Annotated in this window: 20 protein-coding genes and 2 tRNA genes; 18 read left to right on the forward strand and 4 right to left on the reverse strand. The window is 48.4% G+C overall.

Going from position 1 to position 26,186, the window contains the following annotated elements; translation table 11 throughout:
• The first annotated feature begins 33 nt into the window (after positions 1-33).
• The 17 genes from IPM52_03155 (at position 34) to IPM52_03235 (ending at position 21,398) form a co-directional block, all read left to right on the forward strand.
• Positions 34-810, forward strand: coding sequence for a TolC family protein (locus IPM52_03155; protein MBK9290619.1), 777 nt, complete (start codon positions 34-36; stop codon positions 808-810).
• Between the two features lie 9 nt (positions 811-819).
• Complete coding sequence (locus tag IPM52_03160; GenBank protein MBK9290620.1) at positions 820-3,681, forward strand: LysM peptidoglycan-binding domain-containing protein; 2,862 nt, start codon at positions 820-822, stop codon at positions 3,679-3,681.
• Between the two features lie 9 nt (positions 3,682-3,690).
• Positions 3,691-5,136, forward strand: coding sequence for an oligosaccharide flippase family protein (locus IPM52_03165; GenBank protein MBK9290621.1), 1,446 nt, complete (start codon positions 3,691-3,693; stop codon positions 5,134-5,136).
• Positions 5,133-6,632, forward strand: coding sequence for an O-antigen ligase family protein (locus tag IPM52_03170; GenBank protein MBK9290622.1), 1,500 nt, complete (start codon positions 5,133-5,135; stop codon positions 6,630-6,632). Before IPM52_03165 ends, IPM52_03170 begins: the two co-directional genes overlap by 4 nt.
• Before the next feature lie 17 nt (positions 6,633-6,649).
• Entirely contained in the window at positions 6,650-7,561 is a 912-nt protein-coding gene (locus tag IPM52_03175; protein MBK9290623.1) for a glycosyltransferase family 2 protein, read from the forward strand.
• Positions 7,562-7,572: 11 nt separating this feature from the next.
• Positions 7,573-8,811, forward strand: a complete 1,239-nt coding sequence (locus tag IPM52_03180) for a glycosyltransferase (protein MBK9290624.1) — start codon at positions 7,573-7,575, stop codon at positions 8,809-8,811.
• Between the two features lie 24 nt (positions 8,812-8,835).
• Positions 8,836-9,762, forward strand: coding sequence for a glycosyltransferase family 2 protein (locus IPM52_03185; protein MBK9290625.1), 927 nt, complete (start codon positions 8,836-8,838; stop codon positions 9,760-9,762).
• 14 nt (positions 9,763-9,776) lie between these two features.
• Positions 9,777-10,973 (forward strand): glycosyltransferase, encoded by a 1,197-nt coding sequence (locus tag IPM52_03190; GenBank protein MBK9290626.1) that lies wholly within the window; start codon positions 9,777-9,779, stop codon positions 10,971-10,973.
• Positions 10,974-10,987: 14 nt separating this feature from the next.
• Complete coding sequence (locus tag IPM52_03195; GenBank protein ID MBK9290627.1) at positions 10,988-12,130, forward strand: glycosyltransferase family 4 protein; 1,143 nt, start codon at positions 10,988-10,990, stop codon at positions 12,128-12,130.
• Positions 12,131-12,169: 39 nt separating this feature from the next.
• Positions 12,170-13,372 carry a glycosyltransferase gene (locus IPM52_03200; GenBank protein ID MBK9290628.1) on the forward strand — a complete coding sequence of 401 codons (1,203 nt, stop codon included), beginning with the start codon at positions 12,170-12,172 and terminating at the stop codon, positions 13,370-13,372.
• A 6-nt stretch (positions 13,373-13,378) separates the two neighbouring features.
• Positions 13,379-13,999: an acyltransferase gene (locus tag IPM52_03205; protein ID MBK9290629.1), complete on the forward strand. Its 621-nt coding sequence runs from the start codon at positions 13,379-13,381 to the stop codon at positions 13,997-13,999.
• Between the two features lie 13 nt (positions 14,000-14,012).
• Positions 14,013-14,810: an FkbM family methyltransferase gene (locus IPM52_03210; protein MBK9290630.1), complete on the forward strand. Its 798-nt coding sequence runs from the start codon at positions 14,013-14,015 to the stop codon at positions 14,808-14,810.
• Positions 14,811-14,822: 12 nt separating this feature from the next.
• The gene (locus IPM52_03215; GenBank protein ID MBK9290631.1) at positions 14,823-16,016 is read left to right on the forward strand and encodes a glycosyltransferase family 2 protein; all 1,194 of its coding nucleotides are present in this window, start codon (positions 14,823-14,825) and stop codon (positions 16,014-16,016) included.
• Entirely contained in the window at positions 16,013-17,656 is a 1,644-nt protein-coding gene (locus IPM52_03220; protein ID MBK9290632.1) for a right-handed parallel beta-helix repeat-containing protein, read from the forward strand. Before IPM52_03215 ends, IPM52_03220 begins: the two co-directional genes overlap by 4 nt.
• 59 nt (positions 17,657-17,715) lie before the next feature.
• Positions 17,716-18,549, forward strand: coding sequence for a methyltransferase domain-containing protein (locus tag IPM52_03225; GenBank protein ID MBK9290633.1), 834 nt, complete (start codon positions 17,716-17,718; stop codon positions 18,547-18,549).
• A 56-nt stretch (positions 18,550-18,605) separates the two neighbouring features.
• Positions 18,606-20,909, forward strand: coding sequence for a response regulator (locus tag IPM52_03230; GenBank protein ID MBK9290634.1), 2,304 nt, complete (start codon positions 18,606-18,608; stop codon positions 20,907-20,909).
• An 81-nt stretch (positions 20,910-20,990) separates the two neighbouring features.
• Complete coding sequence (locus IPM52_03235; GenBank protein ID MBK9290635.1) at positions 20,991-21,398, forward strand: response regulator; 408 nt, start codon at positions 20,991-20,993, stop codon at positions 21,396-21,398.
• Between the two features lie 91 nt (positions 21,399-21,489).
• Here IPM52_03235 and pepE read toward each other — a convergent pair whose 3' ends face one another.
• The 3 genes from pepE to IPM52_03250 form a co-directional block, all read right to left on the reverse strand.
• On the reverse strand, positions 21,490-22,224 hold the full coding sequence (pepE, locus tag IPM52_03240; protein MBK9290636.1) for a dipeptidase PepE: 735 nt from the start codon (positions 22,222-22,224) through the stop codon (positions 21,490-21,492).
• A gap of 139 nt (positions 22,225-22,363) precedes the next feature.
• Positions 22,364-22,447, reverse strand: a tRNA-Leu gene (locus IPM52_03245).
• 18 nt (positions 22,448-22,465) lie between these two features.
• A tRNA-Leu gene (locus IPM52_03250) sits at positions 22,466-22,552 on the reverse strand.
• Between the two features lie 123 nt (positions 22,553-22,675).
• Here IPM52_03250 and IPM52_03255 point away from each other — a divergent pair.
• Complete coding sequence (locus tag IPM52_03255) at positions 22,676-24,232, forward strand: DUF4301 family protein (protein MBK9290637.1); 1,557 nt, start codon at positions 22,676-22,678, stop codon at positions 24,230-24,232.
• Positions 24,233-24,296: 64 nt separating this feature from the next.
• Here IPM52_03255 and IPM52_03260 read toward each other — a convergent pair whose 3' ends face one another.
• A complete protein-coding gene (locus tag IPM52_03260; GenBank protein ID MBK9290638.1) occupies positions 24,297-26,171 on the reverse strand; it encodes a RecQ family ATP-dependent DNA helicase in 1,875 nt (624 codons plus the stop codon).
• Between the last annotated feature and the right edge of the window lie 15 nt (positions 26,172-26,186).

Below are 26,186 nucleotides of genomic sequence, written 5' to 3' on the forward strand. Positions count from 1 at the left end.
ATTTACAAGTTGTTTAAAAAGCGCTTAACCGTTATGGGTAAAAAACGTCTGTTCACAATATGTTTTCTGATAACGGTTTTATTTGCTGCTAAATGGAATGCCCAGGCTCAGATACTTGCTACAGATGAGTCACGTCTTTTCAATCCTTTGACTGACGACATCACCAAGCGACTGCCAAACATCAGGGTGCTCATCGATTCCGCTGTTAAGCATTCACCATCGGTGAAATATGAAGAATTGAAAGCTGATTATTACTACTATGAACAGCTTACAGCCGAACGTCACTGGATGGAACATTTCAGCTTCAACCTCGACTGGAACTGGGGTATCTGGAATTTTCACGACCGGCAAACTTCTACAATCAGCGAGCCTTTTGCCATTGACCTCAATTCGATAAGGGACAACTTTGCCATCGGATTCTACATCCGTTTCCCACTTGCAACACTTGTGGATCGGCGTAATCGCATCGCCAAGCAAAAAAAATGGCAGGAGCTTTCATTTGTTCAGCGCGAAATCAACCGCCAGTTTGTGGTTACACAGGTCATCGAAGCCTATGATATGATGATCCAGTGGCAGAACTACATCAGGATATACAACGACTATCAGAAGTTTACGATGATTCAGATGCAGATGGCGCAGAATCAGTTCCTGAATGGTGAGATCTCAACAGCAGAATATACCAGGTTAAAAGAAATACAAACCAGAGGTGCCATTGAGTACCAACAGGCAATTGCCGAGTTTAGCAAGAACTACCGAACCCTCGAAATTCTCACCGGTATCAATTTCAACCTGGTTAATGTACTAAGATAAACCACACATATGGATATAGCTCAGTTTTTACGCGTAATAAAAAACAACCTATTGCTGCTGATAGCAATTCCCTTGCTTTTGGCCCTGGTTGTCTTCTATTTTACTAGGAATCAGGACAGTGTGTATGAATCCGAAGCCATCATCTACACCGGCATCACCACCGGCTATTCCATTGAATCTACCGCACAACGCCCCACCGACTATTTCTTTACCAGCGCCCAATTCGACAACCTGATCAACCTCATCAACTCGCGCCAGACCATTGTTGAATCTGCCATTATGCTTTATGCGCAAAACCTTTCTCTGGAAGGCTACAATCCACAATACATCTCCAACGAGAACTACGATAAACTAATGAAAGCCACCCCGAAATTTATCAAGGACATGGTGGTTAAAAACGGTAAAGCAGGGGTGCAGCGCGAGAAAGAAGAACAAATCAGGGCATTGGAACGTGAACTCAAAAGTCTTGAGCGTGAGATAAATAAACAACGTAATTCTGAAGATAATTCACAATCGCCTGTTATTCAAGGAAATACAAGAGAACAGGGGCTTTCTAAAGACGAAATGATCATCGAACCGCAGTCGTACAATACCCAAAACCCGCAGATTCAGACTTCGGCTGCTTTTGACCGTCAACCGGCAAATGAAAGGGTGCATATCGTCAGAGCCGGCGAGACTTTGCTGACCATCGCACGGCAGTACGGCGTGAGCATGAACCACCTTCGTGAATTAAACAACCTTTCTTCACAGGAACTCAGGTCGGGACAGCGTATTGTGATTGAGCGCAGTGCTTCGGTTCTCCAGGTTACCAACACACAATACAGTCTTGATTCACAGATTCCCGACATACAGGAGAGCGACATGCTTCCGGATGATGTGTATGATCCCAATACGGAGGACTGGAACGCCTTTATCCATCAACCGGCCAGGCAAGAAGGCACGGGCACAACTATAAACCTGGAAACTGGGATGATTGAACAACTCGTCGAGAAAGACCCCATTATACCGCCTGGCGTGAGGGAAGAAGACTTCATGAAAACTGTCCAGAACTTTACAAACTACTACAACTCAAGCGATACAAACTATATCTATGGTTTGTTGCATTACGGAACCAGCCCGCACTACTCCATCAAATCCCTCAAAAGGTTGCAGATATACCGCATCAGCAATTCCGACCTGGTGAGGTTGGTTTACACCTCCGACGACCCGGGTATCTGTCAGCAAACCCTGAAAATCATTGCGCATGTATTTGTGAAAAACTACAAGCTGCTCAAGGAAAGCCAGACCGATATGGTTGTGGACTACTTCCGCAGGCAGGTGGACAGTGCGGACAGAATTCTTAAAGTTACTGAAGATAAGTTGTTGACATTCAACAGAAAAAACAATATTATCAACTACCCTGAACAGACAAAGTTTATCGCTGAGCAAAAAGAAGAGCTTGATCTGTACTATTCGAACGAACAGGTGCGAATGGCCCAGTCAGCCGCAGCTTTGCGCGAACTGGAAACCAAGCTCACCCGCCGCGACAGCATCTATCTCAAAAGCGATGTGATCAACCAGAAAAGGAAAGAATATGCCGATATCACCGAGCGTATTTTGATCAACGAGCTGGCCGAAGACTATGACAAGCGCATCGGGGATGAAATTGCTGTGCTCAGAAGGCGTGCCGACATTCTGCGCGACGAAATCAAGCTGTATGTGGACCAGCTTTACCTTTACAGCCACTCCACACAGGGTATTCAAATTGCCCGCCTGCTTGATGAATGGCTCAAAAATGCCCTGGCATACGAAGAAGCCAAAGCAAGCCTGGTGGTGCTGGCGCGACGCAAGCTCGACTTTGTGCGCACCTATCAGCGTTTTGCACCATTGGGCGCCATCCTGAAGCGCATTGAGCGTGAGATGACGATAGCCGAGCAAACTTACCTGGAGTTGCTGCGCAGCCTCAACCTGGCCAAGATGCGACAGCAAAACCTTCAGATGGCGACCAATATCCGCATCGTGGACCCGCCTTATTTTCCGCTTCAGGCCAATCCTTCCAGAGCGAAGTATCTCGTAGTGGCCGCTGCCCTGCTCGGTTTCTTCCTTGTGCTGTTCATCATACTCCTGCTCGAATACTTCGATATGTCGCTTAAGAGTCCGGACAAAGCTGTTGAGCGGATAGGCCTTAAACTCGCAGGAGCTTACCCCTACCTGGGTGCGGTCGTTAGCATAAAAGATTCCACATTCGTTACCAATCGCCTGGTGGAATTGATTATTCAGAACATCAAGCGCACTATTGTCATGAACTCGGTTTATCCGGCCAGAAAACCTTACCTGGTACTGTTCTTCAGTACCCAGAATCAGGTCGGAAAGTCGCTGATCATGAGCAAGGTTGCTAATAAACTGCGCACCTACGGCGAAAGGGTACTCATGCTCAACTATTCCAGTGATGGTAGCCAGCCGGAGGATGCGGACCTCGAACAGCATTACCAATACCTGATCCGGGAAAACTTCCCGGAAACCAAGAATTTACGCGACCTGATCAACGCCCAGGTGTTGAGGCGTGAAAATTCACCTTACGACTACATTCTCCTCGAGATTCCTGCAATCATATACCAAAGCTTCCCCATGGAGCTCATTCCTCAGGTAGATGCAGCATTGCTTGTTGTTAAAGCCAATGCCGGCTGGTCAAAAGCCGATGCCGGTGCACTCCAACTTGTGAAAGAACTCACCAAAGAGCCACCCATGCTCATCCTGAACGAAGCCGAAGATTATGCCATAAGAGAACTGATTTCGGGCGTGAAAGCACAACGCACCGATACCCTTTTCAGCAAGCTGAAATATTATCTCACCTTGCCCGGCAGGATAAAAATTCAGGTGAAAGAAAACTAACCGTGACCTTTGAACAGCCTCCTGAAAAAGCTGCTGACCAGCAATAATTTCCTCTCGCTGGCAAATAACGGGCTGGTTGCATTCTTTGCTTTTGTCAGTTTTTTTCTACTGGTCAGAGCTTTACCTCAGGAAACTTTTGGCGAATGGGTTTTGCTCATCACCACAGGAGGTTTTATTGATATGCTTCGGTTCGGGATTACCCGGACTGCCGTGATACGTTTTGTCTCCGGAGCGGAAGAACAGGATGCCAAAGCACTCATCGGGGCCAACAGCCTTATAAATTTCTTCTCCACCGCACTTACCTCTCTTTTAATCTATTTTATCTATCTCACATTGGAAGAGCGACTTGCCGATTCCGGTTTCCTGCTGTTTTTCAAGTGGTATCCGCTGCTGGCATTTTTCAACCTTGGTTTCAACAATGCCCAATCAGTCCTTCAGGCCAAAATGCGTTTTGACCTGATGCTGGCGCTCAGGATGGTGAATGTGCTCAGCTTCATGCTATTCCTGGTTATCAATTTGTGGACGAAGTACGACATTGATACCATCGTCTGGGCCTACCTCGTCACCAACCTCATCAGCTCCCTCCTGGCCTCGGTTTTCAACTGGGACGGAATAAGATACACATTCAAGGCTACCAGGCAGGCTATACGGGTCATCCTGAATTTCGGAAAATACACTACAGGCACCCTGATCGGGAGTAACCTGCTGCGAAGCTCCGATACATTTATTATCGGGTTGAGTAGTTTCATGGGAGCAGCCGGGGTAGCCGTGTACAGTATTCCGCTCAAATTGACCGAGATTATTGAGATACCCCTCAGAAGTTTTGCCGGCACGGCATTTCCAAGCATGTCGAAAGCTGCCATTGAAGGCAAAACCGACGAAGCCAGATTGATCTTTTACAGGAATGCCGGAGGCACTACCCTGCTCATGGTTCCACTCATGGCCCTGAGTTTCATATTTGCTGAACAAATTGTTTGGTTTCTCGGAGGTGACGATTATGTGGTTTCAGCGAATATTTTCAGAATCTTCTGCATCTATGGTCTGCTGCTTCCCATTGACCGCTTTCTGGGTGTTGGGCTGGACAGCATCAATATGCCGAGGCAGAACTTTTACAAAGTATTATATATGGCCACCTTTAATATAATAGGTGACCTGATTGTGGTTTTTGGACTTTTGCAGCTGTTGCTTGGCAGTTCATGGCTGGTATTGCTCGGACAAGGTTTTGCTCCCGACGATGCCTACCGCATTGCCCATGGTTTTTCGCTGATCAAAAGCCTCGAAATGGTGGCGATTGTCACTATACTTTTCACTGTGATAGGCATTATGGTGGGTTATTACTATATGGATAAGACCCTGAAGCTTGACAAATATGCTATATTTGCTGAAGGCATAAATGTGCTGAAAACAAACTGGCATATTTTGCTTGATAATCTTAAACACAACAGGCGCGCATGAACCTTTTCTCGTCGTTGAGGGACAAAAACGGTGCAGAGAAGTTGCAGCATCCTTTGATGGTGCTGATGCTTGTCGTGCTTGCTGTGCTGCTGGGATACATCATTGCCAGAGGTGGAATGATGGTCGCGATCGCCTTGGTTGGCTTGTTTCCTGCCATAGTTTTTGCCAACAGATTTCTCAACAACCCAAGGGTTGGGGTTTATACCATCATCGTACTGGCTTTCACCGCCATCGGGCTAACCCGCTACATCCGTGGTGTGCCGCTTGGTCTTACCATTGATGGTTTTCTTGTGCTGACCTACATCGCGATATTTTTCAGGTACTTTTACGAAAAAATTAACTTCAACCAGATCAACCGCGACATCATTTACCTTTCTGTGGTCTGGTTTTTATATAGCATCCTGCAATTGGTTAATCCCGAAGCCCTGAGCCGGACAGCATGGTTTTATGCCATGCGTGGTATCTCGCTCTACATGCTCCTTTTGATTCCAATAGCCCTGCTGATTTTCAACAGATTACGCTATTTAATGATCTTACTGTACATGTGGGGGGCTTTTTCGATCTTGGGAACCCTCAAAGGCCTTCAGCAGCTATACATCGGCCCTGACTATGCAGAGCAATTCTGGCTGGACACCGTGGGAGCAGTCACGCACGTGCTTTTTGGTGAGTTGCGGGCGTTTTCATTTTATTCCGACGCTGGTCAGTTTGGGGCAGCCCAGGGGGCCGCAGGTATCGTTGGATTGCTTGTGGCTACTAATATCAAAGGTAAATTCAACAAGATTTTTTTCACAGTAATGGGCATAACCGGGCTATGGGGCATGATGATCTCCGGAACGCGCGGAGCCATGATTGTACCTATGGTTGGAGGTGCTACTTATATCCTCCTCCGGAAAAATTTCAAGGCCTTTTTCATAGGAAGTATCCTGATGGCTTTCGTTTATGCCTTTTTTGCCTATACCTATATTGGTCAGGGCAACTCACAGATCCGCCGTATGCGAACGGCTTTCCGCCCGGAAGACGATGCTTCCTACCTGGTTCGCCTTGAAAACCGGCGCATATTGAGTGGTTACCTGAGAACCAAGCCTTTCGGTGGAGGTATCGGAAGCGCCGGTGACTGGGGCAAACGCTTCTCGCCTCAGGGCTTTCTGGCGCAAATTGCAACCGACAGCTGGTATGTGCAGATCTGGGCTGAACAAGGCATCGTCGGACTCATTTTGCATTTGTTTATCCTGAGCTATATTTTGCTCAAAGGTTCCTACATCATCATGTTCAGGCTCAAAGAGCCGGAGTTGCGCGGCATAATGGCGGCCCTCATGGCAGGATTCACCGGAATCATGGGGGCCAGCTACGGAAACGGTGTGTTGGGGCAAATGCCGACAGGAGTCTTGACCTACCTGAGCTGGTCGTTCATTTTTATGAGCCAGCAGCTCGAAAGGGAGTATATCTATCTGACTGGCAAGAACTTAAACCCCTGGTCGTTTAAGAACAAAACCTGAATTTCAACACATGAGCTATGATGGTGACGCAGTCCGTTCAAACGTGGCCGAAAGTATCGGTGGTCACAGTCAACTATAACCAATCGGCGGTCACCTGCGCACTGCTCGCCTCGCTCAGAAAGGTTAATTACCCCAACTTAGAGGTCATTGTGGTGGACAATGGTTCCCCTTCAGACAACCCTGACATTATTGCCGAAAAATTTCCTGAAGTTAAATTGATCAAAACCGGCAAGAACCTTGGCTTTGCCGGAGGCAACAACGCTGCCCTGCCCTTTGCTTCGGGAAAATACCTCTTATTTATCAACAATGATACCGAGGTAGAACCAGATTTCCTTGAACCCATGGTAGAATTGCTGGAGCAGAACCCGGAAATCGGCATGGTGAGTCCCCGCATTCAGTTTTTTCACAGCCCGGGAATACTGCAGTTTGCCGGTTTCACGCCCTTCAGCAAAATCACTGCCCGCAATTTTGCCATTGGTTTCGGACAAAAAGATGTCGGCCAATACGACCAGACCGTTTGCGAAACCGGCTCCATATTTGGCGCTGCCATGCTCGTTCCACGCGCTGTAATTGACAAGGTAGGCCCAATGGACGAAATTTACTTCCTTTATTATGAGGAACACGACTGGGCTGCACGCATTAAAAGCGCAGGTTACAAAATTTATTTTGATGGCCGCTCACTCGTCCGCCATAAAGAATCCATTTCCACCGTCAAGGAAAGCCCTTTTCAAATTTACTATCTGCACCGTGGCCGGGTGCTGTACGTCAGGCGAAATACCCACGGAATCTACAAAGTGCTGAGCTTGACATACCATTATACCATTGTGTTGGCAATCAACGCCTTAAGGTTTATACTGAAAAAGAGGCCCGACCTGGCCAAAGCTTTCCTGAAGGCCATGTATTGGAATATTGTTCATCCTTGCCGTTAAATACTGCTGCCATGCCAGAGCCTGTCTATATCATCCTGAAAGTGATTGAATACCTGGTGTTTGTCTATTTCGCATTTTCTGCTGTCTATATCACCGTTTTTGGGATAGCAGCTCTTTTCTACAAAAAACCGGCTTCAGTTCCGGTAAAGACATACCGGAAAATTGCGGTGATGATTCCCGGCTATAAAGAAGACAGGGTGATCGTTGGTGTGGCGAAGGATGCACTGGAGCAGGATTATCCGCAGGACAAGTTTGAGGTGATTGTGATAGCCGACACATTTAAGCCTGAGACCATTGAAGCATTGCGTTCGATTCCGGTGCGCGTTGTCGAAGTGGTCTTTGAGGTGAGCAAGAAATCGAAAGCGCTGAACAAATGCATGGAAGTGATTGGTGATTCGTACGATATCGCCATGATTCTCGATGCAGACAACATCATGGCACACGATGTGCTTCAGCAGATCAATCAGGCTTTTGAGCGTGGTTTTCAGGCGGTTCAGGCCCATCGTACAGCCAAAAACCTCAACACCCCATATGCCGTGCTCGATGCCATCAGCGAAGAAATCAACAACAATATTTTTCGAAAGGGCCACCGGGCATTGGGACTTTCGTCGGCCCTCATCGGGTCGGGTATGGGCATTGACTACAGCCTGTACAAAAGTACGATGGCCACCATCGATTCGGTAGGTGAAGACAAAGAAGTGGAACTGAAATTCCTGCGCAGAGGAATCACCATCGAATACCTGCCGGATGCAGATGTGTTCGACGAAAAGACCTCAAAGTCGGAAGTCTTTGTGAACCAACGCCGCCGATGGCTGGCTGCCCAGTTTGTTTACGTACGCACACACCTCTGGGATGGGGTTAAACAACTGATTGCCAAAGGAAATTTCGATTACTTCGACAAGGTGATCCAGTTTATGCAACCCCCGAGAATCATTCTCTCCGGCCTGAGTTTCATATTGGCCCTGGTTTATCTTACTATTGAGCTGCTTTGGCCGGATTTTTACAGCCAGCTTGCAGTCAGCTTTAAGCATTGGTTACTCATCTTCCTCACAAGCAGCCTTATCCTTTTGCTCAACACCCCAAAGCGTTTCTTCAGAACAAATACCATTGCAGCCCTGCTTTATCTGCCATCGGGTTTCCTGCTGATGATCAAGAGCTTACTAAAAATCCGAGGTGCATCTAAAAAGTTCATTCACACCACACACGAGCACACCGACCACGATGTAAAAAGAAATAAGGGGAAGGAGTAAAAGAAAAAACGTCAATTCATACTTATGACCGCTGGCCTGACATCCTATCCGCTGGTTTCCATCATCACGGTGAATTATAACCAAACGGAAGTGACCTGTGCCCTGCTTGCTTCGCTCCAGCGGATTACCTATCCAAACATCGAAGTGCTTGTGATCGACAATGCCTCTGACGATGATCCGCAGACAATCAAACAGCTCTTTCCCAATGTGATATTGGTGTTGAACCCGATCAACTACGGATTTGCAGCGGGAAACAACTTTGGCCTCATGCGTGCGAAGGGAGAGTATGTCTTGCTTCTGAACAACGACACGGAGGTGGACCCGGGTTTTCTTGAGCCATTGGTTAGTAAACTACAGAATAACAGGCATATAGGAGCCGTTAGTCCGAAAATACGCTATTACTACGAGCCCAGGGTAATCCAATATGCCGGCTACACTCCCATGGACTACGTTACCATGCGGAACTTTGCCATCGGGCATCGCGAAAAAGATATAGGTCAGTACGACTCCGACAGGGAGACATTTTATGCGCACGGTGCAGCCATGATGGTGCCCATGCGCGTGATTAAAGAAGTGGGGCTGATGTCGTACATTTTTTTCCTCTATTACGAGGAAGCCGACTGGTGCGAACGAATCAAACGTGCCGGATACAAGATTTACTATGTCCACAATTCACTGGTTTTGCACAAAGAATCTGTTTCCACCGGCAAACTGAGCTCCCTCAAAATTTATTACCTCAACCGCAACCGTCTGGTTTTCATGCGAAGAAATGTGGAGGGTAAAGATTTTTACCTTGGTTTGATGTATCAGTTGTTTGTGGCCATCCCCAAAAATGCTTTCCAGTGGCTGCTCAAAGGTAAGTTCTCGCTTTTTTACGCTTACTACAAAGCCATTGGTTGGCACCTGTCGCATCTTTTTGATCCGGAAATTCACGAAAACCCTTCACTTTAAATAACATAGGCAGCATGTCACAGATTTTTCAGACAATCGAAGTTTTGATGCTCCTATATCTGGGTGGCACTGCGCTATACCTGCTGGTTTTTGCAGCTGCCTCCCTCCTGCCCTATCGCCCGGTCAGGACGGCCAAACCCGGGTTCAAAAGATTTGCACTGATTTTTCCCTGTTACAAGGAAGACGAGATAATTTTCGAGGTAATTGATGATGCCCTCGAGCATAATTTTCCCAAATCGCATTTCGATGTGGTTGTGGTAGCCGATGGTTTCAGACCCGAGACGCTGAACCGACTCAGGAGCTTGCCTATCATTCTGCTGGATAAAGATTTCGAAATCAGCACGAAGACCCGCGCCATTAACTATGCCCTCAAACAATTGGACGAGTCCAGGTACGATGCCGTTTGTATTCTGGATGCCGACAATCTGATGGCCGAGGACTTCCTGCTGAAGATGAACGAGGTACTCTCGGCTGGTCATGTTGCCGTGCAGGGACATCGTATTGCCAAAAACCTCAACACCTATTTTGCGGTGCTCGACGGAATAAGCGAGGAAATAAACAACAGAATATTCAGAAAAGGACACCGGGTGCTGGGCTTGTCTTCCGCACTCATCGGATCGGCCATGGCATTCGATTACCATTTTTTCAAAAAACTGATGGCCGATGTGGAGGTTGTGGGCGGATTCGACAAAGAGCTGGAACTGAGAATGCTGAGCCAGGGTATTGTCATCGAATACGTAGATGATGCCTATGTGTTTGATGAAAAGGTACAAAACGCACGTGTATTCACCCGACAAAGAAGGAGATGGCTCTCGGCACAGTTTCATTATTTCGGCAAACATTTCACACCCGCCTTCAAGGCTTTGATCACAAAAGGTAACATCGAATACTTTAACAAAGCACTGCAATACCTGCAATTACCCCGGCTTTTGCTGATGGGTTTGTTGTTTGTTATGGCAGTGGTTTCGTTTATTTTCCCACAGTTGGTTTGCAGCAAATGTTGGATAGCCGCGTTTCTCACAATCATGCTTGCAATACTTTTTGCCGTACCCAGAGGGTTTTACAATATCGATACCCTGCTGGCCATTGTCCGTCTTCCTTTGGTTTTCGTTTATATGTTTCTATCTTTACTGCAAATGAGGGGAGCAAATAAACAGTTTATACACACCAAACACACTTACAACGCATTCCAGAAGAAAAGAAGGCGTTAAAAAACGTATCAGTTATGCGCATCGGAATTGAAGGCCAGAGATTATTTCGGCTCAAGAAGCACGGCATGGATATGGTTGCCCTGGAACTTATCCGCAACCTGCAGAAGATAGATACTGAGAATGAGTATTTTATATTTGTCAAGCCGGATGAGGATTCAGGCTGTCTGAAAGCTACTCCCAACTTTCATATCATCGAGCTTGATGGCGGTGCATATCCTGTATGGGAACAAAAAGCCTTACCGGCAGCTGCACGCCAGGCCGGGTGTGACCTGCTTCACTGCACCAGCAACACTGCCCCCTTGCGCCCGGGCATGCCCCTCATCATCACCCTGCACGACATCATTTACCTAGAAAGCATCAGCCTGTTTAAAAAGGGAGGAACGCTTTACCAGAAGTTTGGCAACATGTACCGCCGCTTTGTGGTGCCCAGGGTGGTAAAGAAAAGCAAAAGAATCATCACCGTATCACAGTTTGAAAAACAGCGCATTGGTGAATTTTTTGGGTTTGCGCCTGATGATCCGCGGCTTGTTGCTATCTACAACGGTGTGGGCGAGCATTTTAAACCAGTGGAAGACCAGGCCGAACTTCTGCGAGTCAAAGAAAAATATCGCCTGCCCGACAATTATGTGTTTTTTCTTGGAAATACCGATCCGAAGAAAAATACCATTGGTGTGCTCAGGGCTTTTTCAGCTTATCTCAAGGCAGGAAACCCGCCACTGAAGCTGGTAATGCTTGATTATGAAAAAAATGCATTGGATAAACTATTGCTCGAAATCGGGGATACCGCCCTGCGCAACGAGATACATCTTACGGGTTATGTGGTAAATACCGACCTGCCGGCCATTTATGCCCAAAGCAGGCTGTTTCTCTATCCCTCGCTTCGCGAGAGCTTCGGTATTCCCATGCTCGAAGCCATGCGATGCGGCACGCCGGTCATCACATCCAACACCTCCTCCATGCCGGAAGTTTCGGGAGGTGCAGCCCTGCTTGTTGATCCATTCAGGCCGGAGGAAATCACCAACGCCATGGTCAGATTGATGCATGACAATAAACTGCGCGAGGAACTGATTGCAAAAGGATTTGAGCAGTCGGCCCGGTTCTCGTGGTACAACATGGCGCTTGAGGTACACAAATTATATATGGAGGTTTTGAAATAAGTATTTTTTACATTTGCCCGACGGCAATACCGAAAACCAATGATCAGAAACCGCGATTTTATCATCATCGGCTTGCAGGCGCTCGACAGCCGCATTGGCAGCAATTGCATCAATATTGCCCATGAGATTGCGCGCCACAACAGGGTATTGTACGTTAACTATCCGCTTGACAGGCTGACCCGCTTCAGAGAAAGAAAAGACCCGCTGATCCGGAAACGTATCCGTGTGATACGAGGACAAGAGCCTGATCTGGTGCAGGTTTCCGAAAACATGTGGAACCTTTACCCGCGCACGATGCTCGAAAGCATCAGCCAGTTGCCCAACGACCGGCTGTTCGACTTCTTGAACAAGATCAACAACAGACGCTACTCCAGGCAAATACAATCAGCCATCGACCGCCTTGGTTTCAAGGACTACTTTATTTTCAACGACAGCGACATGTTCAGGGGTTTCTACTTAAAAGAACTTCTGAAACCTGAACTTTATATCTATTACACCCGCGACAACCTTATTGCGGTGGATTACTGGAAAACACAGGGCATCCGTATCGAAGCAGCGCTAATGGCCAAATCCGATCTGGTGGTAGCCAATTCCACTTACCTGGCCGATCATGCCCGCAAGTTTAACCCCAGGTCCTACTATGTGGGGCAGGGATGCGACGTGAGCCTCTTCGACAAGAGACTGATCGACCGCATACCGGACGATATCAAACACATCTCCAGGCCAATCATAGGCTACATTGGTGCCTTGTTTGCCTTGAGGCTCGACCTCGAAGTAATCGAACACATTGCCACCCAACGGCCGGACTGGCAGATAGTGCTTGTGGGACCAGAGGACGAAACATTCAGGAACAGCCGTCTGCATCAGATCGAAAACATCCATTTCCTGGGTGCAAAAAAGATGGAAGAGCTGCCATACTACCTCAATGTATTCGATGTGGCCATCAATCCGCAATTACTCAACGAAGTAACCATAGGCAATTATCCCCGTAAGATTGACGAATATTTAGCCATGGGAAAACCCACCGTGGCCACACGAACAAAGGCCATGGAAGTTTTTGAGGGATATACTTATCTTGCTGAAAATAAGGAGGAATATGTCAGTTTGATTGAACGGGCACTGAAGGAGAATACTCCGGAGCTCGAAGCAGCACGCGAGGCTTTTGCCCGCAGCCACACCTGGGAAAACAATGTGCTCGAGATCTACAAATGGATGATCCATACCCTGCAACAGCCAAAATAGATGCCAATGGGACTGGTTGATACAATAAAAAGCAATCCACGCCTGAAGCAATTTGCCCTTTGGTTGCTGATGCCACGCAATCAGGCCAGGCCGCGCCTGTGGGTACGCATCCTGCTTAATCCTTTGAAGCACAAAAGAAAAAAAGGGTCGCTGGTACGCAGGCGCACACGCATGGATGTGCTGCCATTCAACAACTTTGTCCTGGGAAGCAACTCAACCATCGAAGATTTTGCCACCATCAACAATGGGGTTGGTGATGTGATTATTGGCGATCGCACCCGCATCGGTTTGGGTTGTGTATTGATCGGTCCGGTAACTGTGGGCAACGACGTCATGTTTGCCCAGAATATTGTTGTTTCCGGACTCAATCATGGCTATCAGGACCTCAGCCTCCCACCGAGCAAACAACCGGTCGAAACAAAGCCTATACTTATTGAAGACGAAGTATGGATAGGCGCCAACAGCGTCATCACAGCCGGTGTCACTATTGGAAAACACTCGGTGGTGGCCGCCGGAAGTGTGGTAACCAAATCAGTACCGCCTTATTCCGTCGTGGCGGGCAATCCGGCAAGAGTTTTGAAACAGTACAATCCCCAAACCAACCAATGGGAAAAACCAACCAATTGAACCTAAATATATTATGCAAAAACTGCTCACCTTCTACAGGTACCTCAAGGATTTCCTGCGCTACGGTCAGATCAGGCCCACCATTGCGGCAGCATTGTATGTAACTATCAGAAAATCATTTCTCCGGACACGTCTGGTACGTGGTAAGCTTGGTTATTTTCTCCACCGGAAAGGCACACTTGATTTCCAGTTTGCCAATTATGCCTATGAATGGGGGGTGAAGTGTTTCATGAATAAACATGCACCGGGCAAGGATGTATTTATTGATGTGGGCGCCAACGTGGGCACCTATTCCGTGATGATGGCCGGCAAAGGCTTGAGGGTCATCGCTTTCGAGCCTGCATACGAAAACTTCAAGGCCCTGAACATCAATATGATGATAAACAATCTGGAGAAGCGTTTCAGCGCATTCAACTTTGGCCTGGGCGCCGAGAACCGTCGTGCAGGATTTCATTTCGACCCGCTGAACACAGGCGCCTCTCATCTGGATACCCTGCCTTTTGAAAACGAAACCTTCGCCGCCCGTGCTGTACATACCGAAATCGAGCTCAGGCGATTTGATGACATTCTTGATAAACTAAACATTCATCCGGACGACAAGGTGCTGATGAAAATTGATGTGGAAGGAATGGAAGATCAGGTGATTAACGGTGCCCGGAATTTTATCCGCAACCATAAAAACCTGACCATGGTTATGGAATGTGCACACACGGACAAAGGATTATTAATGAATCTTTTGAGCGAGATGGGGCGCTTCGAATTTCTCGAAGTGGACAACCTCAACTTCGGCGCACGCAAGCTGGACACTTAATTCGATATCCATATGGTTTGGGCGGAGGTCTTATTCTGGGCTCTTTTGTTTGTGGTCTTTTATGCTTACCTGGGCTACGGCATACTTTTGTTTGTGCTGGTAAAGATCAAAAGGCTGTTTTCCAGACCCTTTGAGGCCGACCCCACCTACCTGCCCGAAGTGACGCTTTTCGTTGCAGCCTACAATGAGAAAGATTTTGTGGACAAAAAAGTTCAAAATGCGTTTGAACTGGACTACCCCCGTGAAAAAATCAAGCAAGTATGGGTAACTGACGGTTCGGATGACGGGACACCCGATATGCTAAAAAAATACGCCGACCAGGGCGTTGAAGTCTATCATAAACCCGAGCGGGGCGGCAAAATCGGTGCCATGAACAGGGGCATGCAATATGTGAAGACACCCATCGTGATCTTCTCCGATGGCAATACCCTGCTTGGGAAGGAAAGCGTCAAACGCATTGTGGCCCTGTTCAGCAATCCTTCAGTGGGCTGTGTATCAGGAGAAAAACGAATTTTTAACAAAGAAAAAGACACCGCAGCCGGCACAGAAGGTATTTATTGGAAATACGAGTCGAAGCTGAAAAAGTGGGACGCCGAGCTGTATTCGGTGGTGGGTGCTGCAGGCGAACTTTTTGCCATACGCACCAATTTATTCGAAGAAGTTGAAAAAGATACCCTGCTCGACGACTTCATCATCTCGCTCAGGGTGGCCATGAAAGGCTTCACCATTCAATACGATCCGGAAGCTTACGCCATCGAAACCTCCTCGGCCAACGTAAAGGAAGAACTCAAACGGAAAATCCGCATCGCTGCAGGTGGCATTCAATCCATTATCCGCCTTGCTCCCCTGTTGAACATTTTCAAATATGGTATCCTGAGCTTTCAATATATCTCGCACAGGGTACTTCGCTGGACCATTGCGCCCCTTTCTTTGCCATTTATTCTGATTATCAATACTTTATTGTGGCTGAATGCTGGAATAACAAACTTCGGAAATATCTACGTCTGGCTGTTCTATCTTCAGCTTGCGTTTTATCTCATGGCCCTCATTGGCTGGTATCTCGAAAACAAAGCCATAAAAATCAAAGTGTTGTTTGTGCCTTACTACTTCCTGATGATGAACTATGCGGTACTTATGGGCATCCGCCGTTATATCAAAGGTGCGCAGTCGGTTAACTGGGAAAGAGCAAAACGCAGCACATTATGACGCGTAGCCTGGTAGCTATTGTTTTTACGATTCTCTTTTCGGCATTTAACCTTTCTGTAAAGGCCCAGAAAATTTGTAATCACACCATCGCACTGAATACCAATGTGTTTGATGGTGCCAACGTGGCTCCGGGTGATACCATATGCATCACGGGCGGGCAACGCGATTACCTGCTGTTGCGCAACATCAGTGGCACACAAAATCAACCTGTCGTCATCGTCAACCGCGGAGGAACGGTAACCATCAATACCAACCACTTTTATGGGATAAAGATGGCCAATTGCAGGCACGTCAAACTTATAGCCACAGCTACAGTTGCTGCCCCATATGGCATTCGCATCATCAGGGTAGCTAACGGAGGTGGCATTTCGGTGGATGAGATGAGCACCAATGTTGAACTAGCCCACATCGAAATTGCAAACACCGCCCTGGCAGGCATTTATGCCAAAACCGACCCGGATTGCAGTTTTGCGGCCACACGCGACAAATTTACCATGTACAACCTGACTGTTCGCAATTGCTATCTGCATGATATTGAGGATGAAGGACTTTATATCGGAAGTTCGAAATTTACCGGACAATACCTGCCGGCATGCGATACAACCGTGCTCCCTCATTTTATTCATGGGGTGTATGTGTACAACAACATCGTCGAACGTACCGGATGGGACGGCATACAAGTGGCTTCAAGTCCGGTCAACTGCAAGATTTATAACAATATCATCCGCTTCGACTCACAGAGGGAAACCCCGAACCAGATGTCGGGCATCCTTATCGGTGGCGGTTCCAATTGCGACTGCTACAACAACCAGATCTTCGACGGCAAAGGCGATGGCATTGATGCCTTCGGATTTGGAACCCAAAAGATCTACAACAACCTGATTGTCAGAGCAGGTCAGACCTATTTTCCCGGAAACCCCTCCTATCCGCGGCATGGCATTTTCGTTGGCAACTCACCCGACGGGGCTGCCGCAGTGTATCACCTGATGCACAACACCATCATTTCGCCCAAAAGCACCGGCGTGCGTTTTTCCAACAATAATACTACCAACAACCTGGTTTTCAACAATATAATTACGAACCCCGGAGACTTTGGCACGCTTGCCGATAATGCGTATTTCCAAAACGCCTCCTCTTCGGTGGGCTTCAACATCCGCAACAACATCTTCAGCCAAAGACCTGATACGTTGAAATTCAGAAACCTGCCTCAGGACAATTATGACCTGCTGCCTTCCTCACCCGCAGTCAACAAGGGGTTCAATGCCGGACTGAATGCCGTTGCCTTCGACCTGCTCAATCGCCCGCGTCCTCACAATCAGGGTTACGACATAGGTGCATTTGAGTGTCAGGATGTGAACGCTTCCTTGCCGGAAAACTTCAATAATCTGAATATCAGGTACTTTTTTCAATCAGGATATTTGATTGTGAGATTTTCAGGACTGCCTGCCGGCAAAGCGAGTCTGATGCTGACAGATGCTTTTGGCCGGGTATTGTTTGAGCAGACCCAATCGGTGAACCCTGAAGCTGTCAACGAGTGTGTGATCCCGGGCTTTGACTTCCGCAATGGCATTTATTTTCTGAACCTTCGTCAAGTCAACCTCAGCAAAACAATCCGCATTCCCTACTTCGCCGGTCAATGAATTGACCCGGGCTTTTTTTCGTAACTTTCCGGCAAATGCCCTGACCTTAGAACTATTGTATGGAAACAGGCAGCAAGAGATGGATAAGGACGGCCGGATATGCCCTTAGAAAGCTGAAACTCAGGATAAAGGGATTGTATTATTCCGGAAACACTTTTTTTTGTCCCCTCTGCAACAGGTTCTACCGCAAGTTTCTTGATGGAGGGGAACACCACGAGGTGTTGATCAAAATGCAGGTGATCGGGGCCGGACGCAGGCCAAATATGGTATGTCCGGGCTGCCATTCAACCGACCGCGACAGATTGCTCCATACTTTCTTTTGCCATGGAAGTGATATCCCGTTTCCGGATGCGCGAATGCTGCATATTGCACCCGAACCCGCGCTCTACGACTGGTTTATGAGAAGATATCGCGAAAAACCTCACAACTATATTGCAGGTGTAAAGTATCACGAAGGCTATTATTACAACCAAAGCATCCAATTGCTCGACCTTACTGCCCTGCCTTTTCCGGACGAATCGTTCGACCTGCTGATGGCCAACCATGTGCTCGAACATATCAAAGCAGAACAAAAAGCCCTGTCGGAGATTCATCGGGTGCTCCGCCCGGGAGGTATGGCCATTCTGCAGGTGCCATGGTCTCCCCTGCTCGAAACCACCATCGAAGAAGAATCGGAAATGAGCGAAACCGATCGTGCCAGGCATTTTGGACAGGCCGACCATGTGCGCCTTTATGGCAAAGACTACCCCAAACGGCTCGAAATGGCAGGTTTTTTGGTAGAACGTATTGATATTCAACACATAAACATGGATCAGAATTACCTAGAAAGTATAGCGATAAATAAAAACGAAATCATATTTTTGGCTAACAAACAAACAATTCATCAGGTCTGAAAAAAAGGGTTTATACAGGCATTGTTCTTGCCCTTTCCCTGCTCATCTGCAACTCCTTGCTTGTTGCAGCCGAGGTGCGGCTTGCACCAGGTTTTCAGCCTGCACTTAAAGCACTGCATGCTCAAAACCTGAACTGGTCGCTGTTGGCGCTAAGCAGCCCATCGGGCACCGGGGAAGCCGACTCTGCCCTTGCCATTCTTACCGAATACCAACTTTTCTTCTCAAACAAACCTGAGGCAGCCCGGCTGGCCGGCGAGGCCTACGATCGTGCGCTGGCTTCGTCTGCACCTCCGCAAAGTCTTTATCGCACCCTACTCCGCTACAGCACCGCCCTCGAAATCAACGAGGATTACGAAAAAGCTACCAACCTGTGGATCAGATTCATACAACGTATGGAGCAAAACGGGTACAACGAGCTCACCAACCTTGGTCTGGCCAATGTCATCCGGCTATCATTGATTCAACAGGATACCCTGCGCGCCTCAAGGTTTATCAAAACTATCGACAGCTTGTATTTGAAAACCCTTCCCGAACCGGTGCAGTTCGAGCTAAGGCTGCAGGTTTTCAATGAAAAGCTGCTTGCAGGTGCAGCCAGTTTTAAAGACCTGGAGTTTCTGGCAGGGCTGGCCCTTAACGACAAAACGACCCGAACCCAGGTGAACCTGATCAGGCTTGCTGATGCTGCGCTGGCATCCGGTCTGGCAGCAGCTGATCACCCATTGATGCTCAGAATACTCAAAACAATTTCCGAATTATCTGAAAATCAAGACGAAGCATTTCCCATCTTTGCCCAAATGCTGGCTTCACGCGCTGGTTTGATACATCAAAACGCCTTGACCACCACGCTGATTTCATATCTCGAAAAGATTGGGCAAGCGAGACAAAGGCTAAGCCTGGCGATGCAAGAAGCCGTGCAACTCAGCCGGGAAACAAACCTTGCCAGAAGCAAAAAATCGAAGCTGATCAACCTCGCCGGATGGTTGCTCGTTCTGCTCATTGGTGGAGGCATGGCCATAGTGAACTACAGGATATACAGGCAGTTTGTCGATCAGTCGGGCGACCTCCGCCGGTCAATCGGGAGCAAGCAGGAAGAAATCGCCCGGCTTGAAGACCTCGAAAGTCGGACAGATGAAAAGATTGAAGAAAAGGTAGCCGAACGCATCGAAGCCATTAGAAACGAGCTGGAGACGCGGAAACAGATTGACCAGGAATTGCAAAAGGCACTGCAGGAGGCCGAAAAGGCCAACTATCTTAAAAATGCGTTCCTGGCCAACATGAGTCATGAGATCAGAACCCCGCTCAACGGCATCCTTGGTTTCTCGGTACTCCTGCAAAACGAATTTGCACTCAACGATCTGCCCGAACTGTACGACTACGCCCAGTCGATCGAACGCAGTGGCGAACGCCTGCTGCACATCCTCAACAACATCATTGACATCAGCCGCCTCGAAGCCAACGATTTCGAGATCCGTCAGGAACCTTGCGGCCTCAGGCAAAGCCTCGATCAGGTGCTCAATACTTATAAACTCAAGGCCAGCGAAAAAGGCCTCAAACTTTTCACCGACCTGGAGGATTGCACCATTCTGGCTGACCCAAACACTTTGCCGAGAATATTTAATGAGCTGATAGATAATGCGTTAAAATATACTGAGAAAGGCTTTATCAAAATCAGTGCAAAACGCATACCCGAACAAAATAAGGTGGAAGTGCGCATTCAGGATACCGGAAACGGAATCGACCCCGCCTATCTGAAACATATCTTCGACCCATTCAGGCAGGATAGCCTGGGCTATACCCGTCAATATCAGGGTATTGGGCTGGGTTTGCCCCTCACGCAAAAGCTGGTGGAGCGCATGGGAGGAAGCCTGGAAATAAAATCCGAAAAATCTGTTGGCACAACCGTCATCCTGAGGTTTGCGCTAACATCTCAAAATACATCACAGGAGAAAAAGCCTGAAAAAGATGGCCTGTCGCAGAAAAAATTCAGCCGGGCACTGGTTGTTGAAGATGATGCTTCAAGCAGGATCATCCTGAGTAAAATTCTCGAAAATTACATGCCAGTGGTAGTGGCTGGTGATGGCGACCAGGCGCTGAAAACAATAAGCGAAAAGCTTCAGCATGCTGAGGTCTTCGACCTGATTATGATGGACATCAACCTGCCTGCCCCATGGGATGGTATAAAACTCAGAGAACACATCATCAGCAACTTTCCGCAGTACAAAGACAGCGTTTTTATCGCGCAAACCGCCTATGCCATGGAGGGCGACCGTGAGCGCCTGCTGGAAGCCGGCTTTCTGGGATATCTTTCGAAACCTATCTCACGAAAAGACCTGCTTGAGTTGCTCAACATTCAAAATTAAATTTTTAACAAAACTTGTAAAAGTTTTACCTTTACCCCAGAAAACGTGCAAGAACAATACCCTTAGCTACATCATCCAAAAATGACTGCAGGCTCACTACCCTTTAAAATCTTACTGGTTGAGGATAACCAACTTAATCAAAAATTTGCGGTTGCCGTATTACATAAGCTGGGCTGCAAGGTTGATGTAGCAGAAAACGGCAGGGTTGGGCTGGAAATGTTCAAGCAAAACAAATACGACCTCATTCTGATGGACATTCAGATGCCTGAGATGAATGGCATTGAAGCAACCATAGCAATCAGGCAGATCGAAGCGCTGGAAGGTAAGGGACGGCACATTCCCATCATTGCTGTCACAGCATTTGCGCTGGAACAAGACCGGAAGAACTGCGCCGATGCAGGCATGGACGATTTTCTTGCCAAGCCTTACAAGCCCCACGAAATTGAGGAAAAACTCCGGTCTGTTGCCCAACGGTTTGGCCTCCTGTGAGCCTGTCGGCACCATTCATACCATAAAAAAAAGGCCTGGGTGCACACCGGCAAGCCCAACAGCCCTTTTATTTCCTGAAAAACCAGGCGGCTTAAGCGTGAAGCAAAAAGCTCAGGTCGCTTCCCACTTCAAATTCTTCGGGTTCGAGTCCGAACTGGAACAAACGCATGGGTTTGTGGCCCAGTAGCTTCATCTCAAGGCCTTGAACTTCGAGTAGGCTGGCCTCACGCAGCCCCACCACTTTTACATTCCGGTTGATTACCAGAAACTCTTCGATGCGCTGCTGGCGGGTTTCGCCTCCATGCCCTGCTGGATGCGCATCGAGGTAGTGCGGGTTGATTTGAAATGGCACCAGATTCAGGCAGTTAAAGCTTTCCGGCTGAATGATGGGCATATCGTTGGTTGTGCGCAGGGTAGGACAAGCCACATTGGCTCCGGCGCTCCACCCCATGAAAGGCATGCCATCGAGCACACGCTTCCGGATGGGATCCATGAGTTTGTGCTTATGCATCTCGGCCACAAGGTGAAAAGTGTTGCCTCCGCCAACAACCACACAGGCGGCATTTGATACCGCTGCAGCTGCATCGTGATGATGGTGCACCGATTCCACCTCGCATCCGAACTCTGCAAACACACCCGCTACACGCTCCTCATACACATCATAGGATTTTTTCAGACTCTGTGTGGAGAGACCAACCCCTGCGTAAGGAATAAAAAGCACCTTGCCGATTTCATACTTCTTCAGAAAATCGGCAATAAACGGCCTGGGCCATCCCAGGTAAGCCTCACCCGGATTTGTGGAATTACTAATCAATAATAGTTTCATTATCAATAAATTTATCATGCCATTCACCGGCATGAGGTTTTACATTCAGGGAATAAAGATAAGGAAAAGACGGGTATTCTGATGCCAATGCAGGCAAAGGGGTGAGACAAAAAAATCCCGGCCAATGACCGGGATGCTGTGCCCAAGAAAGGACTCGAACCTTCACGAGCGTGCGCTCACTACACCCTGAATGTAGCGCGTCTACCAATTCCGCCACTTGGGCAAGCTGAGAAGAACGGTTTGGTGCCCAGGACAAGATTCGAACTTGCACACCATTGCTGGCGCCAGCCCCTCAAGCTGGTGTGTCTACCAATTCCACCACCTGGGCATTGATGGTGCAAATTTAATACCATTTTCGGGATGTCGCAACAACAATCAAAAAAAATCCTTAATCCCATTTCAGAAGCACACATGCTTTCGTACATTTGAGCATCAAAAACACTTGTCTGCCATGCAACTTCATCCAAAAGACCTTGACCAGATTCGCCTCAAAGGCATTGACCAGGAGCAGATTGAACGTCAGTTGGGCTACTTCAGGAGCGGATTCCCCTACATGCGCCTCGTTGCGCCTGCTACCATCGGCAACGGCATCCGGCGCATTGAAGACGAAGAACTCCACCGCCTGGTGGAAGAATTCGACCAGCGAAAATATGACTACGACATCATCAAGTTTGTTCCTGCCTCGGGTGCTGCCAGCCGGATGTTCAAACATCTGTTCGAGTTTTCGCAGACATTTCAGGGTAAACCCGAAGAAATCGGGGAGGTGATGAAGCAGACTGACTTCAACAGTGTGGGGTATTTTCTGAAAAATATCAGGAAGTTTGCCTTCTACGACGACCTGAAAGCCGTGATTGCTTCAGCGGGCGAGGATATCGACAAACTTTTTGAAGAGGGTAAACTCGACAGAATTGTGAACTACCTCATCACCGAACGTGGCCTGGACTATGGCGCACTGCCCAAAGCATTGCTCAAGTTTCACTGGTACCCCGAAGGCAGCCGGCTTGCACTCGAAGAACACCTCGTGGAAGCTGCGGTGTATGCCGAAGGTCAGGACAAAGTGGCTAAAATACATTTTACCATCTCGCCCGAGCACAAAGCCAGGTTTATCGAATTGCTCAGCGAACTGAAGCCAGCCTACGAAGCCAGACTTGGCGTGAAATACCTCATCACCTTCTCCGAACAGAAACCATCGACCGATACCATTGCCGTTGATCTGAACAACGAACCTTTCCGCAACGATGACGGCACCCTCCTTTTCAGGCCGGGCGGACATGGCGCACTCATCGAAAACCTCAACGACCTGAAAGAAGAAATCATCTTCATTAAAAACATTGACAACATTGTCCCCGACAGGCTCAGAGAGACCACCTACCAGTACAAGAAAGCCATAGGCGCCATGCTGATACAATTGCAGGAACAGACTTTTGAGTACCTCGACCTGCTCGACAGCGGCAACCTGAACGAGGCAGAGCTGAACAAGATTGCAGACTTTGCCCGTAATGAACTGATGATCAACCTCACAGAGGCTTTCGAAGCTTACGACTTCATGGAAAAGGTGGACTACCTTTTTACACAGCTCAACCGCCCGATGCGCATCTGCGGCATGGTAAAGAACGAGGGCGAACCAGGCGGCGGTCCGTTCTGGGTGATTTCGCCGGATGGTATAAAATCGCTTCAGATTGTGGAATCTTCCCAGATTGACCTGCACGACCCCGAACAACTGGCAATCGTTAAAGCCTCAACACATTTCAATCCTGTGGACCTGGTGTGCGGTGTGTACAGCTTCAGAGGCGAAAAATTCGACCTCACAAACTATGTAGATCACAACACCGGATTCATTTCGACAAAATCGAAGGACGGGCGCGCACTGAAAGCGCTCGAACTGCCCGGCTTGTGGAACGGGGCCATGTCGGACTGGATAACCATTTTTGTGGAAACTCCACTGATCACCTTTAACCCGGTCAAAACGGTGAACGACCTGCTGAGGCCACAACATCAGCCCGGGTAAGCGCTTGTATATCAGATTATTGATTGCTGAACCCTGAGCCGGATAAAATCGTTTTTATCCTTGGTCAGGGTGCCAATTTCAAGCAGATACCTGACCACCTTGATGATTTTTCTTCCGGTTTGCCGCGAAATGCTGCCAGCAGTTCATAAATCGGATAAGGGCGCGACCTGAGCATCCCAATCAGGGCACCGGAGATCTGCTGAAATTCGAAGTCGCTGATTTGCAGGTCGTTTCTGCGCAGACAAACATCGCATTTGCCGCATCGTTTATCATTTTTCTCGCCAAAATAGCTGAGCAGCTGGCGGCTCCTGCAGTGCGCGTGATTGTTTACAAAATCCAGCACAGCTTGCAACCTGCGGGCTGCAGCCTGCTTGCGCATCTCATAATTTTCGGGGGACAAACTAAGCTGTGAAGCCTCGATGCGCTCGCTCAGCCACACCAGTTGCGGATTTGATGAGCGTGCCTGGTAAGCAATCAAACCAAATTTTTCGAGATTTCTCAGCAACCTGACCAATTGATCCACAGGAAGTTTGCATTTGCGGCTCAGGTCTTCCTCCTGAAAATTCACAAAATCTGTCATGATGCCGGGATAATTTCTCAGCATCGTCTTGATGAGCGGATCATAGGCAGGCTGTTCCACCTGAAAACGATACAAATCGTCTCTGCCGGCGGTGATGAGCACTTTGCTGCTTGAGCGCAAGCCGTCTGTGAGCATCACCAGCCCTTCTTTTTCGAGCAGTTGAAGGGTTGAGAAAACGACCAGGGGCGACTGGTTATAGGTTGATGAAAACTGCTGGAGATCAAAATCATAGGCTATATCATTGCCTCCCCCGACAGGTATTTTAAGGTAATTGCCCAGGGCCTGGTAAATCAGCCTGATGGTTTTCAGATCGGGATAAGCGGCTTCGAAATTCTTTTTGAGGTTACGGATATCTTCGTCGGAGAGCAGCATCCAGGCAGCGCTTTCATTGCCGTCGCGCCCTGCCCTGCCTGCCTCCTGGAAGTAGGCCTCGAGGGTGTCCGGAAGATCCATGTGTACGACCAGTCGCACATCAGGCTTGTCAATGCCCATGCCAAAGGCATTGGTGGCCACCATCACTTTGGTTTGACCCCGCATCCAGAGCTGCTGCCGTTTGTCGCGCTCCCGGGCATCGAGACCGGCATGATAAAATGTGGCGCTGATGCCATTGTGGTTGAGGTATTCGGCCATCTCGCGGGTGCGCCTGCGGTTACGCACATAAACCACCCCACTTCCCTGCGTCATCTGCTGAAACAGGCGAAGCATGGCCGTCATCTTGTCCGGATTGTAAGCCACATTGTAAACCAGGTTCTTACGCTCATAACTTGTTTGAAAGACCTGCCTTCCCCTGAATTTGAGCTTGTCCATGATGTCTTCCACCACTTCGGGGGTGGCCGTCGCCGTGAGCGCAAGCACCGGGGCATCGGGCACGTAGGGCCTGATATCGGCAATCTTCAGATAGGGTGGCCTGAAATCGTAGCCCCATTGCGAAATGCAATGCGACTCGTCCACAGCAATCAGATTGACCTTCAAGCTGGAAATTGATTCTGTGAATCGCCTGGTTTGCAAACGTTCCGGACTGATATACAGAAATTTAAGCTGACCAAAGGCAGCATTGTTGTAGATGCGGTCCACCTCTGCCTGATGCATGCCCGAATAGATGGCTGCAGCCTGAATTCCACGACGTTTGAGTTGTTCCACCTGATCTTTCATCAAGGCGATGAGGGGTGTAACTACCAGGCACAGCCCATCCTTGACCATGGCAGGCACCTGAAAACAAATCGACTTGCCTCCTCCTGTGGGCAACAACGCCAGGGTATCCTGCCCGAACAGGACCGCGTCGATGATCTCCTCCTGCATGGGCCTGAAAGTTGAGTATCCCCAGTAACGGGTTAGAACCTCCCTGGCCTTTTTGCTCATAACTATATGTGATTC

This window comes from Bacteroidota bacterium, assembly GCA_016715945.1.
Taxonomy (GTDB): domain Bacteria; phylum Bacteroidota; class Bacteroidia; order Bacteroidales; family F082; genus JALNZU01.

What these genes read in the sequence shown, in the direction of transcription:
- IPM52_03155 (MBK9290619.1), top strand. Translation starts at nt 34, where the DNA reads ATGGGTAAAAAACGTCTGTTCACAATATGTTTTCTGATAACGGTTTTA.
- IPM52_03160 (MBK9290620.1), top strand. Translation starts at nt 820, where the DNA reads ATGGATATAGCTCAGTTTTTACGCGTAATAAAAAACAACCTATTGCTG.
- IPM52_03170 (MBK9290622.1), top strand. Translation starts at nt 5,133, where the DNA reads ATGAACCTTTTCTCGTCGTTGAGGGACAAAAACGGTGCAGAGAAGTTG.
- IPM52_03175 (MBK9290623.1), top strand. Translation starts at nt 6,650, where the DNA reads ATGATGGTGACGCAGTCCGTTCAAACGTGGCCGAAAGTATCGGTGGTC.
- IPM52_03180 (MBK9290624.1), top strand. Translation starts at nt 7,573, where the DNA reads ATGCCAGAGCCTGTCTATATCATCCTGAAAGTGATTGAATACCTGGTG.
- IPM52_03185 (MBK9290625.1), top strand. Translation starts at nt 8,836, where the DNA reads ATGACCGCTGGCCTGACATCCTATCCGCTGGTTTCCATCATCACGGTG.
- IPM52_03190 (MBK9290626.1), top strand. Translation starts at nt 9,777, where the DNA reads ATGTCACAGATTTTTCAGACAATCGAAGTTTTGATGCTCCTATATCTG.
- IPM52_03195 (MBK9290627.1), top strand. Translation starts at nt 10,988, where the DNA reads ATGCGCATCGGAATTGAAGGCCAGAGATTATTTCGGCTCAAGAAGCAC.
- IPM52_03200 (MBK9290628.1), top strand. Translation starts at nt 12,170, where the DNA reads ATGATCAGAAACCGCGATTTTATCATCATCGGCTTGCAGGCGCTCGAC.
- IPM52_03205 (MBK9290629.1), top strand. Translation starts at nt 13,379, where the DNA reads ATGGGACTGGTTGATACAATAAAAAGCAATCCACGCCTGAAGCAATTT.
- IPM52_03210 (MBK9290630.1), top strand. Translation starts at nt 14,013, where the DNA reads ATGCAAAAACTGCTCACCTTCTACAGGTACCTCAAGGATTTCCTGCGC.
- IPM52_03215 (MBK9290631.1), top strand. Translation starts at nt 14,823, where the DNA reads ATGGTTTGGGCGGAGGTCTTATTCTGGGCTCTTTTGTTTGTGGTCTTT.
- IPM52_03220 (MBK9290632.1), top strand. Translation starts at nt 16,013, where the DNA reads ATGACGCGTAGCCTGGTAGCTATTGTTTTTACGATTCTCTTTTCGGCA.
- IPM52_03225 (MBK9290633.1), top strand. Translation starts at nt 17,716, where the DNA reads ATGGAAACAGGCAGCAAGAGATGGATAAGGACGGCCGGATATGCCCTT.
- IPM52_03235 (MBK9290635.1), top strand. Translation starts at nt 20,991, where the DNA reads ATGACTGCAGGCTCACTACCCTTTAAAATCTTACTGGTTGAGGATAAC.
- pepE (MBK9290636.1), bottom strand. Translation starts at nt 22,224, where the DNA reads ATGAAACTATTATTGATTAGTAATTCCACAAATCCGGGTGAGGCTTAC.
- IPM52_03255 (MBK9290637.1), top strand. Translation starts at nt 22,676, where the DNA reads ATGCAACTTCATCCAAAAGACCTTGACCAGATTCGCCTCAAAGGCATT.
- IPM52_03260 (MBK9290638.1), bottom strand. Translation starts at nt 26,171, where the DNA reads ATGAGCAAAAAGGCCAGGGAGGTTCTAACCCGTTACTGGGGATACTCA.